The sequence below is a fragment of the Streptomyces apricus genome (assembly GCF_008369065.1).
GTDB classification, from domain to species: Bacteria; Actinomycetota; Actinomycetes; order Streptomycetales; family Streptomycetaceae; genus Streptomyces; species Streptomyces apricus.
Window position 1 is genome coordinate 256,345 of sequence record NZ_VDFC01000047.1, and the last position, 14,959, is coordinate 271,303.

General features: G+C 72.1%; 13 protein-coding genes and 1 tRNA gene. 9 read left to right on the forward strand and 5 right to left on the reverse strand.

Annotated features, from left to right (window positions below; genetic code table 11):
* Window positions 1–80: 80 nt before the first annotated feature.
* The 4 genes from FGF04_RS27530 to FGF04_RS27545 all read left to right on the forward strand — a co-directional run bounded on the left by FGF04_RS27530 (window position 81) and on the right by FGF04_RS27545 (window position 2,940).
* Entirely contained in the window at window positions 81–344 is a 264-nt protein-coding gene (locus FGF04_RS27530; RefSeq protein ID WP_149514397.1) for a hypothetical protein, read from the forward strand.
* 386 nt (window positions 345–730) lie between these two features.
* On the forward strand, window positions 731–1,957 hold the full coding sequence (locus FGF04_RS27535) for a helix-turn-helix domain-containing protein (RefSeq protein WP_149514042.1): 1,227 nt from the start codon (window positions 731–733) through the stop codon (window positions 1,955–1,957).
* 201 nt (window positions 1,958–2,158) lie between these two features.
* On the forward strand, window positions 2,159–2,761 hold the full coding sequence (gene orn / locus FGF04_RS27540; protein WP_149514043.1) for an oligoribonuclease: 603 nt from the start codon (window positions 2,159–2,161) through the stop codon (window positions 2,759–2,761).
* Between the two features lie 106 nt (window positions 2,762–2,867).
* A tRNA-His gene (locus FGF04_RS27545) sits at window positions 2,868–2,940 on the forward strand.
* 93 nt (window positions 2,941–3,033) lie between these two features.
* On the opposite strand, the gene FGF04_RS27550 is transcribed toward FGF04_RS27545, so the two are convergent.
* The gene (locus FGF04_RS27550; RefSeq protein WP_149514044.1) at window positions 3,034–4,089 is read right to left on the reverse strand and encodes a LacI family DNA-binding transcriptional regulator; all 1,056 of its coding nucleotides are present in this window, start codon (window positions 4,087–4,089) and stop codon (window positions 3,034–3,036) included.
* A gap of 399 nt (window positions 4,090–4,488) precedes the next feature.
* Here FGF04_RS27550 and FGF04_RS27555 point away from each other — a divergent pair, with 399 nt between their 5' ends.
* The 4 genes from FGF04_RS27555 to FGF04_RS27570 all read left to right on the forward strand — a co-directional run bounded on the left by FGF04_RS27555 (window position 4,489) and on the right by FGF04_RS27570 (window position 9,524).
* Window positions 4,489–5,811, forward strand: coding sequence for an ABC transporter substrate-binding protein (locus FGF04_RS27555; RefSeq protein WP_149514045.1), 1,323 nt, complete (start codon window positions 4,489–4,491; stop codon window positions 5,809–5,811).
* Complete coding sequence (locus FGF04_RS27560) at window positions 5,808–6,836, forward strand: carbohydrate ABC transporter permease (protein WP_149514046.1); 1,029 nt, start codon at window positions 5,808–5,810, stop codon at window positions 6,834–6,836. Before FGF04_RS27555 ends, FGF04_RS27560 begins: the two co-directional genes overlap by 4 nt.
* A complete protein-coding gene (locus FGF04_RS27565) occupies window positions 6,833–7,750 on the forward strand; it encodes a carbohydrate ABC transporter permease (protein WP_149514047.1) in 918 nt (305 codons plus the stop codon). Before FGF04_RS27560 ends, FGF04_RS27565 begins: the two co-directional genes overlap by 4 nt.
* A gap of 352 nt (window positions 7,751–8,102) precedes the next feature.
* Window positions 8,103–9,524 carry a GH1 family beta-glucosidase gene (locus FGF04_RS27570; RefSeq protein WP_149514048.1) on the forward strand — a complete coding sequence of 474 codons (1,422 nt, stop codon included), beginning with the start codon at window positions 8,103–8,105 and terminating at the stop codon, window positions 9,522–9,524.
* A gap of 124 nt (window positions 9,525–9,648) precedes the next feature.
* On the opposite strand, the gene FGF04_RS27575 is transcribed toward FGF04_RS27570, so the two are convergent.
* From FGF04_RS27575 to FGF04_RS27585, 3 genes are all read right to left on the reverse strand, one after another.
* A complete protein-coding gene (locus FGF04_RS27575) occupies window positions 9,649–11,139 on the reverse strand; it encodes a glycoside hydrolase family 18 protein (RefSeq protein ID WP_149514049.1) in 1,491 nt (496 codons plus the stop codon).
* 101 nt (window positions 11,140–11,240) lie between these two features.
* On the reverse strand, window positions 11,241–12,719 hold the full coding sequence (locus FGF04_RS27580) for a sensor histidine kinase (RefSeq protein WP_149514050.1): 1,479 nt from the start codon (window positions 12,717–12,719) through the stop codon (window positions 11,241–11,243).
* A complete protein-coding gene (locus FGF04_RS27585) occupies window positions 12,716–13,432 on the reverse strand; it encodes a response regulator transcription factor (protein ID WP_149514051.1) in 717 nt (238 codons plus the stop codon). The genes FGF04_RS27580 and FGF04_RS27585 overlap by 4 nt, the downstream gene beginning before the upstream one ends.
* 133 nt (window positions 13,433–13,565) lie before the next feature.
* Between FGF04_RS27585 and FGF04_RS27590 the strand changes: the two genes are divergently transcribed.
* Window positions 13,566–14,129 carry a hypothetical protein gene (locus tag FGF04_RS27590; RefSeq protein WP_149514052.1) on the forward strand — a complete coding sequence of 188 codons (564 nt, stop codon included), beginning with the start codon at window positions 13,566–13,568 and terminating at the stop codon, window positions 14,127–14,129.
* Between the two features lie 79 nt (window positions 14,130–14,208).
* Here FGF04_RS27590 and FGF04_RS27595 read toward each other — a convergent pair.
* A partial coding sequence (locus FGF04_RS27595) for a spermidine synthase (RefSeq protein ID WP_149514398.1) occupies window positions 14,209–14,959 on the reverse strand: 751 nt, incomplete at its 5' end.

The following is a 14,959-nucleotide window of genomic DNA, read 5'->3' on the forward strand; positions in this document are numbered from 1 at the left end:
CCGCGACGCCCGCCACGGACACGACCACCCCCCAGGACCCGGCGGCCGGCACAAGGGCGGACACCGACACCGCGACCGACCTGATCCGCTGGGCGGCGTTCAGCTGCGTCCTGGTCCCGGTCGTCCTCGTCGGATACGGCACCTCCCTGGCGGGCGCGGCCGGCACGGCCCTCGGGCTGGCCGCTGTGACCGGCGCCTGCCGGGTGCTGCTGCGCCGCTCCGAGCGCGGCGCGGCGCGACTGCGCGCGCGGGAGCGCGCACCGCATCATGTGCGACAGGGCGGGGGCGGGGTAGGCGACCGCCGAGGCGGCCGTCACGCCGGTGCGAATACGCCGGTTGACTGACCGGTTTCCGCATACGCGCCCACCGCTTTTCAGCCAACTTCTCCGCCCCGCGCTTCCCTTGGCCGAACCACCCCCCAACCCCCGTTCGACCTGCACCGAAAGGGTCCCGCGGGGTGCCCGCACCCTACGGGGACCGGCCACCGGCACGAGGCGCACTTCCCTGCGCGGCCCACGAGTGCAACGCTTCGTGATCGAATGCTTCACGCCAAGTTGCCATGTCGACAATCTGCCGAGTGCTGAAGTGGCCACCTCGGCACCTTGCGACACAGTAGATTCGATCTTGACGTCTTACGGCGGGGGACTCGTGCAGGACCGAGGGGAAACGTGTTGGAGCGACAGACCCGAAAGGTTAAGGGTGCCGCGACCACCGAGGGGGGCTTAGCAGGATGAGCCACGACTCCACTGCCGCGCCGGAAGCCGCGGTCCGGAAACTGTCCGGACGACGCCGCAAGGAGATCGTCGCGGTGCTGCTGTTCAGCGGCGGCCCCATCTTCGAGAGTTCCATACCGCTGTCGGTGTTCGGGATCGACCGCCAGGACGCCGGCGTACCGCGGTACCGACTGCTGGTCTGTGCCGGCGAGGAAGGCCCACTGCGGACCACAGGGGGCCTCGAACTCACCGCACCCAACGGGCTGGAGGCGATCTCCCGGGCGGGCACCGTCGTGGTGCCGGCGTGGCGGTCGATCACCTCACCGCCACCGGAGGAGGCGCTCGACGCGCTGCGCCGGGCCCATGAGGAGGGCGCCCGCATAGTCGGGCTGTGCACCGGCGCCTTCGTCCTCGCCGCGGCCGGACTGCTGGACGGCCGCCCGGCGACGACCCACTGGATGTACGCGCCGACGCTGGCCAAGCGCTATCCGTCGGTGCACGTCGACCCCCGCGAGCTGTTCGTGGACGACGGCGACGTGCTGACGTCGGCCGGCACCGCGGCCGGGATCGACCTCTGCCTGCACATCGTGCGGACGGACCACGGGAACGAGGCGGCCGGGGCACTGGCCCGCCGGCTGGTGGTACCGCCCCGGCGCAGCGGCGGCCAGGAGCGCTACCTCGACCGCTCTTTACCCGAGGAGATCGGCGCCGACCCGCTCGCGGAGGTCGTCGCCTGGGCCCTGGAACACCTCCACGAGCAGTTCGACGTGGAGACGCTGGCGGCACGCGCGTACATGAGCAGGCGTACGTTCGACCGCCGTTTCCGTTCGCTCACCGGGAGCGCGCCGCTGCAGTGGCTGATCACCCAGCGGGTGCTCCAGGCCCAGCGCCTCCTGGAGACGTCGGACTACTCGGTGGACGAGGTCGCGGGCCGCTGCGGGTTCCGCTCGCCGGTGGCGCTGCGCGGGCACTTCCGCCGCCAGCTGGGCTCCTCGCCGGCCGCGTACCGCGCCGCCTACCGGGCGCGCCGTCCGCAGGGCGAGAAGCACGGCGACCCGGACGGCTCGCCGCCGCCACCGCCGCCGCCGGTGCTGCAGGAGGCACCCGTGCCGTTCCAGTCCCGCCGTACGGCGGCCGCCCACGCGGTCGGCCAGGCGGCGTCGTCCCTGTCCGCGGACACGGGGCGCGCGGAACTGTACGTGGCCGGGCGGCACAGCCTGCCGGGCCAGCGCAGCGCGACCTAGCGACGCCGCGCCCCGCAGCACCGGGCGCCGAAGCGCCGTACGCCGGCCCCGGACCCACCACGGTCCGGGGCCGGCCGCCGTCGCGCACCCCCGCGGGCCACGGCGGCCGGGCCGTGCGGCCGTGTCCGCCGGGCCCCGCGGCCACGACTGCCGAGGTCCCGGGCCTGCCCCGGCGGGGAGGCGGGCCGTAGGGTGAACCCCATGAACGATCGCATGGTGTGGATCGACTGCGAGATGACCGGTCTCTCGCTGTCGGAGGACGCGCTCATCGAGGTGGCCGCGCTGGTGACCGACTCGGAGCTCAACGTGCTCGGCGAGGGGGTGGACATCGTGATCCGTCCGCCGGACGCCGCGCTGGAGACGATGCCGGAGGTGGTGCGCACCATGCACACGTCCTCCGGACTCCTCGACGAACTGGCCGCGGGCACGACCCTGGCGGCCGCGGAGGAGGAGGTCCTCTCCTACATCCGCGAGCACGTCAAGGAACCGGGCAAGGCCCCGCTGTGCGGGAACTCGGTGGGCACCGACCGCGGCTTCCTGCTGCGGGACATGCCGACCCTGGAGGGCTACCTCCACTACCGGATCGTCGACGTCTCGTCCGTGAAGGAGCTGGCGCGCCGCTGGTACCCGCGGGCGTACTTCAACAGCCCCGACAAGAACGGCAACCACCGGGCGCTGGCGGACATCCGCGAGTCGATCGCCGAGCTGCGCTACTACCGCGAGGCGATCTTCGTACCGCAGCCGGGACCGGACTCGGAGACGGCCCGCTCCATCGCCTCGAAGCACGTGCTGCCCGCGGGCTGACACCCGCCGGGAAGTCGGGAGCGAGCACCCCTTCGGACCCTGTACACTTTTTCTCGGCCGGTCGGTGAACCACTCAGGTGAACCACATGCAGGATCGCCGGTCATGGTGGGTGTAGCTCAGCTGGTAGAGCACCTGGTTGTGGTCCAGGAAGTCGCGGGTTCAAGTCCCGTCACTCACCCTGATGGATCGAGGGCCGGGCCGCGCAAGCGGTCCGGCCCTCGGGCGTTCCCGGTGTGCGGGCCCGCGGTCCGGGCGGGCGGGGCGGACCGGGCTACGACGACTGCCGCGCGACCAGCTCCGTGGGCAGCACCAGCTGCCGCCGTTCCAGGCCCCGGGAGGCCGCCGGGCGGCGGTCCGCGATCTCGTCCATCAGCAGGTCGAGCATGGCGCGGCCCATGTCCTCGATCGGCTGGCGCACGCTCGTCAGCGGCGGGTCCATGTGGCGGGCGATCGCCGAGTCGTCGTAGCCGACCAGGGCCACGTCGTCGGGTATGCGGCGGCCCGCCTCGCGCAGCACCTGCCGGGCGCCGGCCGCCATCACGTCCGACCCGGCGAAGACCGCGTCCAGGTCCGGACGTACGGCGAGCAGCTCCTTCATCGCGCGCCGGCCGCCCTCCTCGGTGAAATCCCCCGCCACGACCAGGCGTTCGTCGACCTCGTGGCCCGCCTCGCGCAGGGCCGCGCGGTAGCCGTCGACGCGGCGCTGGGCGCCGAACACGTCGAGGCGCCCGGCGAGGTGGGCTATGGTGCGCCGGCCCTGGGCGATGAGGTGCTCGACGGCGAACCGGCCGCCGCCGAAGTTGTCGGAGTCCACCGACGGCAGCGTCTCGTCGGCGGACCTGCGGCCGCTGATCACCGCCGGGATCTCCAGCTGGGCCAGCAGGTCGGGCAGCGGGTCGTCCGCGTGCACCGAGACCAGCAGGACCCCGTCCACCCGGTGCGCCGCCAGGTACTGGGCCAGCCGGGCCCGCTCCCGGTCGCTGCCGGCGAAGATCAGCAGCAGCTGCATCTCGGTCTCGGACAGGGCCGCGCCCACGCCCCGCAGCATGTCGGAGAAGTACGGCTCGGCGAAGAAGCGGGTCTCGGGCTCGGGGACGACCAGGGCGATCGCGTCGGTCCGGTTGGCGGCGAGGGCGCGGGCGGCGGTGTTCGGCACGTAACCGAGCTCCGCGACGGCCGCCTCGACGGCCGCGCGGGTGGCGTCGCTGACCCGCGGGGAGCCGTTGATCACGCGGGAGACCGTGCCGCGGCCCACACCTGCGCGCGCGGCGACCTCCTCCAGGGTCGGCCGTCCGCCGCTCCGGCTCCGCGCTCCGTGGACTGCCATGGTCCGCCTCCCGTCCGACACGGTGACACCGTGTGTGGCCTGGAATCTAACAGTCGTGATCGGACCCGGACCCGTCGAGACGGGCCGGGGTGCCGCGGTCGTACTCCGAGGCCGATCCGGAGCCTTCCCGAAGCCGTCCCGAAACCCTGGAGGACCTACGCTCCGGGTCTCCGCCTTCTTTAGTTAACAGCCCGATAACTGAAGACACCTCCCTGCGTCCTCTCCCTTGACACCCCCGCGTCGAGCGACGACCCTTCAACACATCACCTGTGGGAGCGCTCCCACAGTACCTGACACATACACATCCCGCACGTTCCCCGCCCGAGCCGCAGCATGAACTAACGGGCCCAACAACGCAGTTGGCCGGGGGGTCGGCACGTCAGGCAACAGGAGGACGCAATGCGCACGAGTACCCGGGGATCCCGCCGGCTGATGGCCCTCGCGGCCGTCGCCGCGCTGACGACGGGGCTGCTCGCCGGCTGCGCCGAGGACTCGGACGACGGGTCGTCGGACTCGGACGGTGGCAGCGGCGGTGGCAAGACCACGCTGACCATCGGCACGTTCGGGGTCTTCGGCTACAAGCAGGCCGGCCTCTACGACGAGTACATGAAGCAGAACCCCGACATCACGATCAAGGAGAACGTCACCACCCGTACCGACGTCTACTGGCCGAAGACCCTCACCCGTCTGCAGGCCGGTTCCGGTACCGACGACATCCAGGCGATCGAGGTCGGCAACATCGCCGAGGCGGTGCAGACCCAGGGCGCCAAGTTCGTCGACCTGGGCAAGGACGTCGACAAGTCGCAGTGGCTGGACTGGAAGACCGCCCAGGCCACCACCAAGGACGGCAAGACCATCGCGCTGGGCACCGACATCGGCCCGATGGCGATCTGCTACCGCAAGGACCTCTTCAAGGAAGCGGGCCTGGAGACGGACCGCACCAAGCTCGCCGCGCAGTGGAAGGGCGACTGGTCGAAGTACGTCGACGTCGGCAAGGACTACATGAAGAAGGCGCCCAAGGGCACCAAGTTCGTGGACTCCGCCTCCTCGGTCTACAACGCGGCGCTCGGCGGCGAGAGCGAGCGGTACTACGACGACGCGGGCAACGTCATCTGGGACAAGTCCTCGGGTGTGGAGAAGGCCTGGGACGCCTCCATGGAGGTGGCCACCAGCACCATGTCGGCGAAGCTGAAGCAGTTCGACAAGCCCTGGGACCAGGCGTTCGCCAACGGCGGCTTCGCCACGGTGGCCTGCCCCGCGTGGATGCTGGGCTACATCCAGGAGAAGTCCGGTGACTCCGGCAAGGGCAAGTGGGACGTGGCGGCGGCGCCCACCGCGGCCAACTGGGGCGGCTCGTTCATCGGTGTGCCCACGGCGGGCAAGCACCAGAAGGAGGCCATCGCCCTGGCGAAGTGGCTGACCGCTCCCGAGCAGCAGGCGAAGGTCTTCGCCAAGCAGGCGAGCTTCCCGTCGACCCCGTCGGCGTACACGAGCCTGAAGCCGCAGGCCGACACCACGGCGTTCTTCTCCGACGCGCCGATCACCCAGATCTTCTCCGACTCGGCGAAGACCATCCCGACGCAGATCTTCGGCGTCAAGGACCAGCCGATCAACACCGCCATCTCCGACATCGGCATCCTGCAGGTGGAGCAGAAGGGCAAGACCCCGGACCAGGGCTGGGACGCGGCGTCCAAGGAGATCAAGGACGTGCTCGGCCAGTGACCAGCTCCAAGCAGGCTCTCGCGCACTCCGCGTCGAGCGCCGACGCCGCGCCCGGCTCCCAGCCGGGCGCGGCGCGCCGTGCTCACGGTCGCGGTACCCCGCCCCCCGGCCCCGACTCCTGGCGCAGCCGGCTGTACCGCTGGGACATGAAGGCGTCGCCGTACGCGTTCATCGCCCCCTTCTTCGTCTTCTTCGGCGCCTTCGGGCTCGTCCCGCTGCTGTACACGGCCTGGTACTCGCTGCACAACGTGCAGCTGTCCAACCTGGACCAGCAGACCTGGGTCGGCCTGGACAACTACAAGAACCTGATGTCCTCGGACTTCTTCTGGGGGGCGCTGCAGAACACCTTCACCATCGGTGTGATCTCGACCGTGCCGCAGCTGATCATGGCGATCGGCATCGCGCACCTGCTCAACTACAAGCTGCGCGGCTCGACCGTGTGGCGGGTCGTGATGCTCACCCCGTACGCCACCTCGGTGGCGGCGGCGACCCTGGTGTTCGTCCTGCTGTACTCGTGGGACGGCGGCATGATCAACTGGCTCCTCGACTTCGTCGGGGTGGACCCGATCAACTGGCGTGAGTCCACCTGGGGTTCGCAGTTCGCCGTCTCCTCGATCGTGATCTGGCGGTGGACGGGCTACAACGCCCTGATCTACCTCGCCGCGATGCAGGCGATCCCCGCCGACCTGTACGAGTCGGCGTCCCTGGACGGCGCCAACCGCTGGCAGCAGTTCCGCCACGTGACGATCCCGATGCTGCGGCCGACGATCCTGTTCACGGTGGTCGTCTCCACGATCGGCGCGACGCAGCTGTTCGGCGAACCGCTCCTGTTCGGCGGGGTCAGCGGCTCCAAGGGCGGCTCCGAGCACCAGTACCAGACGCTCGGCCTGTACATGTACGACCAGGGCTGGATCATCGGCAACCTCGGCAAGGCGTCAGCGATCGCCTGGACGATGTTCCTGATCCTGCTGATCGTCGCCGCGGTCAACCTGCTGATCACCCGACGGCTGAGGAAGTCACAATGACGACAAGTGAACTGACGCCTCCTCAGGTGCAGGACCGTGTGCCGGACAAGGGCGGCAAGGACGGCTCCGGACGCCGCCGGATCATGGGCGCGGGCAAGCAGCTGCACGCGGGCCCGCTCACGTACGTCGTCCTGGCGGTCTTCGCCGCGGTCTCGCTGGCGCCCCTGCTGTGGACGGTGGTCGCGGCCTCGCGCACCAACCAGCGCCTCGCCGAGACCCCGCCGCCGCTGTGGATCGGCGGGAACCTGTTCAAGAACCTGGAGGCCGCCTGGGAGCAGGGCGGTCTCGGCACGGCGATGGTCAACAGCACGATCGTCGCCTCGACCATCACCGTCGGCACGGTCCTGTTCTCCACGCTCGCCGGGTTCGCCTTCGCCAAGCTGCGGTTCCGGTTCTCCAACCTCCTGCTGCTGGTGACCATCGGCACCATGATGATCCCGCCGCAGCTGGCGGTCGTACCGCTGTACCTGTGGATGAGCGAGCTGGGCTGGTCCAACCAGCTGCAGACGGTCATCCTGCCGACCCTGGTCAGCGCCTTCGGCACGTTCTTCATGCGGCAGTACCTGGTGCAGGCGCTGCCCGGCGAGCTGATCGAGGCGGCCCGGGTCGACGGCGCGAGCAGTCTGCGCGTCGTGTGGCACGTGGTCTTCCCGGCGGCGCGGCCGGCCATGGCCGTGCTCGGGCTGCTGACGTTCGTGATGGCCTGGAACGACTTCCTGTGGCCGATCATCGCGCTCAACCAGCAGAACCCCACCGTGCAGGTCGCCCTCAACTCGCTCGGCACGGGCTACGTCCCCGACCAGGCGGTGATCATGGCGGGCGCGCTGCTCGGCACCCTGCCGCTGCTCATCGCCTTCCTGCTGTTCGGCAAGCAGATCGTGGGCGGGATCATGCAGGGCGCGATCAAGGGCTGACCCGTCACCCCGGCGCCCGGCGGGCGGGCCCCGCACCGCCCTGCCCGCCGGACCGATCCGCCAGGCCGCTCCGTCGCCCCGATCCGCCGGCCCGATCCTCCAGGCCACTCCGGCGGCCCGATCCGTCGGCCCGATCCGTCGGTCCGATCCGTCGGTCCGATCCACCGGGTCGATCCACCGGGTCGATCCACCAGGCCGATCCGCCGGCCGGCCGGTGCCGCCCGGTCCGGCGGCCGGCGGCCGGCGATCGGACCCGGCCGCCGGTGGGCACGCCGCCGCACCGCCACCCCGCCCCGTACCCGACCCCCTGTCCCCGGTCTCCTGACGACCTTCCTCCCATGGGAGCGCTTCCATGCCTGAACCTGTGACCTTCCCGCCCGCTTTCCTCTGGGGCGCCGCGACCTCCGCGTACCAGATCGAGGGGGCGGTCCGGGAGGACGGCCGTACGCCCTCGATCTGGGACACCTTCAGCCACACCCCCGGCAAGACCGCGGGGGGTGACACCGGTGACATCGCCAACGACCACTACCACCGCTACCGCGAGGACGTCGCGATGATGGCCGACCTGGGCCTGGGGGCGTACCGCTTCTCGGTGTCCTGGTCCCGGGTGCAGCCGACCGGCCGCGGCCCCGCCGTCCAGCGCGGCCTCGACTTCTACCGCCGTCTCGTCGACGAGCTGCTCGCGCACGGCATCAAGCCGGCCGTCACCCTCTACCACTGGGACCTGCCGCAGGAGCTGGAGGACGCGGGCGGCTGGCCCGAGCGCGACACCGCGCTGCGGTTCGCCGAGTACGCGCAGATCGTGGGCGAGGCGCTGGGCGACCGCGTCGAGCAGTGGATCACGCTCAACGAGCCGTGGTGCAGCGCCTTCCTCGGGTACGCGTCCGGTGTGCACGCCCCCGGCCGCACCGACCCGGAGGCCTCCCTGCGGGCGGCGCACCACCTCAACCTGGCGCACGGCCTCGGCACCAAGGCGCTGCGCACGGTGATGCCCGCCCGCAACAGCGTCGCGGTGAGCCTCAACTCCTCGGTGGTCAGGCCGCTGACCCAGGACCCGGCCGACCTGGCGGCGGTCCGGCGCATCGACGACCTCGCCAACGGCATCTTCCACGGTCCGATGCTGCACGGCGCGTACCCGCAGACGCTGCTCGAAGCGACCGCGCCGGTGACGGACTGGTCGTTCGTGCGCGACGGCGACCTCGCCCTGATCAAGCAGCCGCTGGACGCGCTCGGGCTGAACTACTACACGCCGACGCTGGTGTCCGCCGCCCCCGCGGACGCGTCGGGGCCGCGCGCGGACGGCCACGGGGCGAGCGCGTTCTCGCCCTGGCCCGCCGCGGACGACGTGGCCTTCCACCAGACCCCGGGCGAGCGCACGGAGATGGGCTGGACGATCGACCCGTCGGGGCTGCAGGACCTGATCATGCGCTACACCCGGGAGGTGCCGGGGCTGGCGCTGTACATCACGGAGAACGGCGCCGCCTACGACGACAAGCCGGACCCGGACGGCCGCGTCCACGACCCGGAGCGCATCGCCTACCTGGACGGGCACCTGCGCGCGGTCCGCCGCGCGATCGCCGACGGCGCGGACGTGCGCGGCTACTTCCTGTGGTCCCTGATGGACAACTTCGAATGGGCGTACGGGTACGAGAAGCGCTTCGGCGCGGTCTACGTGGACTACGCGACCCAGGCCCGCACCCCGAAGTCGAGCGCCCTCTGGTACCGGGAGGCGGCCCGCACCGGGGAGCTGCCGCCGGTCAACCCGGTCGAATAGACACCCCTTTCGGGGGAACCCGTACGTCCCCCGAACGCCCCCGCGCGGGCATGACCTCCTGCGGGGGCGTTCGGGGGACGTACGGGTGGTGCGTGTACAGGTGGTCGGGGACTACTTGTAGGCGCTACTTGTAGGCGGCGAAGGCCTTCGAGAAGGCGTTCGCGTCCTGGAGGATCGAGCTGCAGGTCGCGTCGGCGGCGGGCTTGGTGCCGCCGGGGCACTGCTTGTCGCGGGTGGCGGACCACAGCGAGAGCCAGCCGAGCCCCTTCGACTCGGCGAACGCGACGAGCTGGGTGGCGTCCTCGACCTTGAAGACCTCCGTCACCACGTCGTTGACGCCGATCATCGGGGTGACGGCGACGGCCTTCCAGGCGGCGGCGTCGGAGAGCCCGAGGACCCCCTTGATCTGCGCCTGGGTGGCGGTGGCGGCCTGCTCGGCGTAGGTGCCCATGTCGTCGCTGTACGCCGGTCCGTAGTCCATCGCCATGATGTTGACCGTGTCGATGCCGACGCCGTTCGCCTTGGCGTCGGCGAGCAGGCTCACGCCGTCCTGGGTGAGGCCCTCGGGCATCACCGGCAGGGTGAACGAGACGTCCAGGTCCGGGTGTTCGGCCTGCAGCTTCGCGATCGCCTTCGCCCTGCGGGTGTTCGCCGCCGCGTTCGGCAGCGCGCCGCCCTCCACGTCGAAGTCGACCTTCGTCAGGCCGTACGCCTCCACGGTCTTGCCGTACGCCGCCGCGAGGGCGTCCGCCGACGAGCAGTTCAGCGCCAGCTCCGAGCCGGCCGCGCCGCCGAAGGAGACCCGGACGTCACCGCCCTGCGCCCGCAGCTTGCCGATCTGCGCGGCGACCGCGTCACCGCCGAGGTCCGTGACGCCACCCCACTTGGGGGTGCAGCCGCCGCCGTCCGTGACGAAGGCGAGGTTGTACTCCTTCACCCCGGTGGCCGCCGAGTGGGCGAGCAGGTCGAAGGCGGGGTACAGGGAGGTGTCGACGTAGGGCGCGAAGCCGGCGCCGCCGGCCGTGCCGCCGCCGGTGGTCCCGGTGGGCTTCGGGGTGGGGGACGCGCTCCCGGTCGGGCTCGCGGTGGCCGTCGGGGCCGCGGTGGACTTCGTCGGCTCCGGCGAGGGCGACGCGGATGCGGACGCGGTCTGTGTCGGGCGGCCGGTGGGCTCCGGGGTCGCCCCGTCGTCCACCGAGCACTTGGCGCCGTCGACGAGGCAGCCGGTCGGGTCGCCGGAGCCCCGCACCACGAAGCCGACGGTCACCGACTCGCCCTTCGTGAGGCCGTCCTTGTCCCAGGACGGAGGCTTCACGGTGACGTGCCGGCCGCTCACCTTCGACTCGGCGTTCCACAGCGAGCTGAGCTCGGCGCCGGAGGGCAGGTCGAACTCCAGCGTCCAGTCCGTCTTCGCACCGGCGCCGTCGTTGGTCACGACGTACTGCGCGGTGTACCCCGTCGACCAGTCGCTGGTCCTGGTGTACGCGGCGCCGACGCCGGCCGCCTGCGCGGTGCCGGTGAACACGAGGGCCCCGCCACCGACCACGGCCGCGGCGATGACTCCGCCGATCGCCTTGTTCCTGCCACTGGCCGTGCGCCGGTGCGTCGTGCTCATCGCGTGCCTGCCTTCCGAGGGGGGGTTGCGGCAGCACGCTAGCGAGCCGTAAACAGGCAAAACCCCTGATCCGGACAGGGGGCGGGGATCTTATGGTGCGCTTAAGGATGGGATCGGGAACGGTTAAAGGTCGAGACCAATGCGGCCGGTCCACGCCGTCGCATCGCCCCGCGCCGGCGTACCGACCCGCGGTGGCCCCGCCGTTCCGGCTCGCGGCCGTCCAGCTGGATCCAGATCCTGACCTCGGTCCCGCCCAGCACGGAGCGCCCGATCCGCACGTCCCCGCCGGTCGACTCGGCGAGCCGGCGCACGATGTCGAGCCCGAGCCCGGTCGAGCCGTCGGTACCGGAGCCGCGCCCGCGGGCCATCGCGGCCTCCGGGTCGGCTATCCCCGGGCCCGCGTCCGAGACGAGGACGATCACGGCGTCCTCGCCGTTGTGCACGTCCACCGCGAACGCCGTGCCCTCGGCGGTGTGCCGGAAGACGTTCCCCAGCAGCGCGTCGAGCGCGGCGACGAGGTCGGTCCGGGCCACCGGTATCCGCACGGGCCGGTCGACGCCGGCCACCCGCACCTTGCGCCCCTCGTCCTCGGCGAGCGCCGACCAGAAGTCCATGCGCTCCCGGACGACCTCGGCCGCGTCGCACCCGACGCCCACGCCGACCGCCGCGGTCTGCGGCTTGGCATCCCGGGCCGTGCGGATGATCGTGTCGACCTCGCGCTCCAGCTGGGCGACCGCGGCCCGGGTCTGCTCGGCGGCCGGCCCGTCCCCGAGCGAGGCAGCGTTCAGCCGCAGCACGGTGAGCGGGGTGCGCAGCCGGTGCGAGAGGTCGGCCGCCAGCTCCCGCTCGTTGGCGAGCAGCTGGACGACCTGGTCGGCCATGGAGTTGAAGGCGACGGCCGCGAGCCGCAGTTCGGTCGGCCCCTCCTCGGGCACCCGCGCGCCCAGTTTCCCCTCCCCCAGTTCGTGCGCGCTCTCCACCAGGCGCTGGGCGGGCTGCACCATCCGCACGCCGAGCCGGTCGGCCACCGCGACCGAGCCCACGACCAGCGCGACCCCGACCAGGGCCAGCACGGCCCAGGCCGTGCCCACGCCGTTGGTGACCTCCGACTCCGGGACGTACACCTCGACGACCGCGATCTGGCCCGAGCTCAGCGCGACGGGCTGCAACAGCGTGGACCCGCCCGGCACTTCGGCGGTGGAGGCCCGGCCGAGCCTGCGGGTGGCGGCGATGTCCTTGTCCGTGGCGCGCTGCCGGCCGATGTCGACCGCCCGCTCCCCTGCGCCGGCAACGTCACCTGCACCAGCGCCTTCCCCGTCGCCGGCGGCGTCCGTGCGGTCGGCCGCCGGTATGTGCACCGCCATGCCCGCGTCCGACGCGGCCGAGGCGACGACCTTCTCCAGCTCGGCCCGGTCGGTGGTGATGGACAGGGCGGGCGCGACGGCCGCCGCCTCCCGCTCCGCGTTCGAGAACGCCCGGTCCCTCGCCATCTCCCTGATCACCAGGCCCAGCGGGACCGCGAAGGCCACCACGACCATCGCGGTGACGGCGACGCAGACCTTGACCAGCGCCCATCTCATCGCGGCCGTCCCGGTGTCCCGGCGGGTCCCGGTGGCTCCAGCTTCACGCCGACGCCGCGCAGGGTGTGCAGGTAGCGCGGCCGGGCCGCCGTCTCGCCCAGCTTGCGCCGCAGCCAGGACAGGTGGACGTCGATGGTCTGGTCGTCGCCGTAGGACTGCTGCCACACCTCGGCGAGCAGCTCCTTGCGGGCCACCACGACACCGGGCCGCCCGGCGAGGAAGGCCAGCAGGTCGAACTCGCGCCGGGTCAGGTCCAGGCGTACGCCGTCCAGTTCGGCCTGGCGGCGCAGCGGGTCGATGGCGAGGCCGCCGACCCGGATCTGCGGTGCGGGCGCGGGCTCCGCGGCCGAGGACCGGGCGCGGCGCAGGACCGCCGCCATCCGGGCCGACAGGTGCTCCACCGAGAACGGCTTCGTCAGGTAGTCGTCCGCGCCGTCGTTCAGCAGCCGGACGATCTCCGTCTCGTCGTCCCGCGCGGTCGCCACGATCACGGGCACGTCGGTGATGCCGCGCAGCATCTTCAGCGCCTCCGACCCGTCCAGGTCGGGCAGGCCGAGATCCAGGATCACGACGTCGAAACGGAAATGGGCGACCTCGCGCAGCGCCTCCAGGGCCGTGCCGACGCTGCGCACCGTGTGCGCGGCCTCGGTCAGGTGCCGGATGAGGGCGGAGCGTACGAACTGGTCGTCCTCGACCACGAGCACACTTGCCATGGCCCGCACCGTACGCCATGCGGGGGACCCGGGTCCGGGGCCTGTGGACAACTCCCCCCGGACCGGGCCCGGTCCGGTTCCCGTCCCCACCCCGCGGGACACGGAAGGGGCGCGTGGGGCAGGATGGCCCGCGATGCGCAGAGGACTCGTACACGTACTGGCTTGGTCGCTCGCCACGGGCGCGGCGGTCACGCTGTCGTGGTGGGGTGTGCACACGGTCATGACGGGCACGGCCTACGACCCGCCGCGGGCGCTGCCGATCAGCGCGTACGGGACCGCGCAGGGGGCGAAGCCGCTGGCGTCCTCGACGAGCCGGCCCGAGTCCCCGGCGGGGACGGCGCCCTCGCCGTCGAAGAGCCGCCGTTCGCCGGAGGCGGGTCGTCCGTCCTCGGCCGCGCCCCCTGCCTCTCCGTCACCGTCGGCGTCGGCGTCGCGCTCGAAGGCGGCGGATGCCGCTCCCGGCGCGGGCGCCTCCGGCGAGGTGAAGAGCTACGACACCGACGGGGGGCGGGCCGTCTTCGACCTCGGGACGTCCTCGGCGTCGCTGGTGTCCGCGACGCCCGCGTCGGGGTGGTCGATGCAGGTGTGGAAGACGCAGACGTGGATCCGGGTGGACTTCTCGTCCGGGGCGGATCGGGTGTCGGTGTTCTGCACGTGGCACGACTCCGCTCCGCGGGTCGAAGTGAACGACTACTGAGCCCCAGGGGGTTCGTCGTTGTCGTCCGCGGGCCGGTGGGGGCTGGTCGCGCAGTTCCCCGCGCCCCTAAAGGGGCTCCCTACCTGAAGGCTGATGGTGGTGGTGGCGGTGAGGGCACTGCCGTCGCGTCCGTCACCGGGGTTGCTCCGCCGGTGAAGTCCCGTAGCGTCTTGCCGTGTTCGAGTCTGGCCGGGTGGGGGTCGGAGGCCGCTCTGCGGGTCAGTTCCGGGAGCGGGAGCGGGCGGTCCGAGGCGACCAGGACCGCGTTGCCGAAGCGCTTGCCGCGCAGGACCGCCGGGTCGGCGACCAGGGCCAGTTCGGGGAAGACACCGGCGGCCGTCGCGATCTGACCGCGCAGGTGCGCCAGGGGCGGACCGTCGGCGAGGTTCGCGGCGTACACGCCACCGGCCTTCACGACCCTGCGCACGTCGGTGAGGAACTCGCCCGAGGTGAGGTGGGCGGGTGTGCGCGCCCCGCTGAACACGTCAGCGATCACCAGGTCCGCCCACCCGTCCGGCACCTTCGCGAGCCCTTCGCGCGCGTCGGTGGACCGCACCCTGATCCGGGCGTTCGGGTCCAGCGGCAGCTCGCGCCGCACCAGCCGGACGAGGGCGGCGTCCCGTTCGACGACCTGCTGGGTGGAGCGGGGGCGGGTCGCGGCGACGTACCGGGCGAGGGTGAGGGCGCCACCGCCGAGGTGCACGGCGTGCACGGGCCTGCCGGGCGGGGCGGCCAGGTCGATGACGTGGCCGAGGCGGCGCTGGTACTCGAAGTCCAGGTACGTCGGGTCGTCCAGGTCGACGTGCGACTGCGGGGCCCCGTCGAGGAGG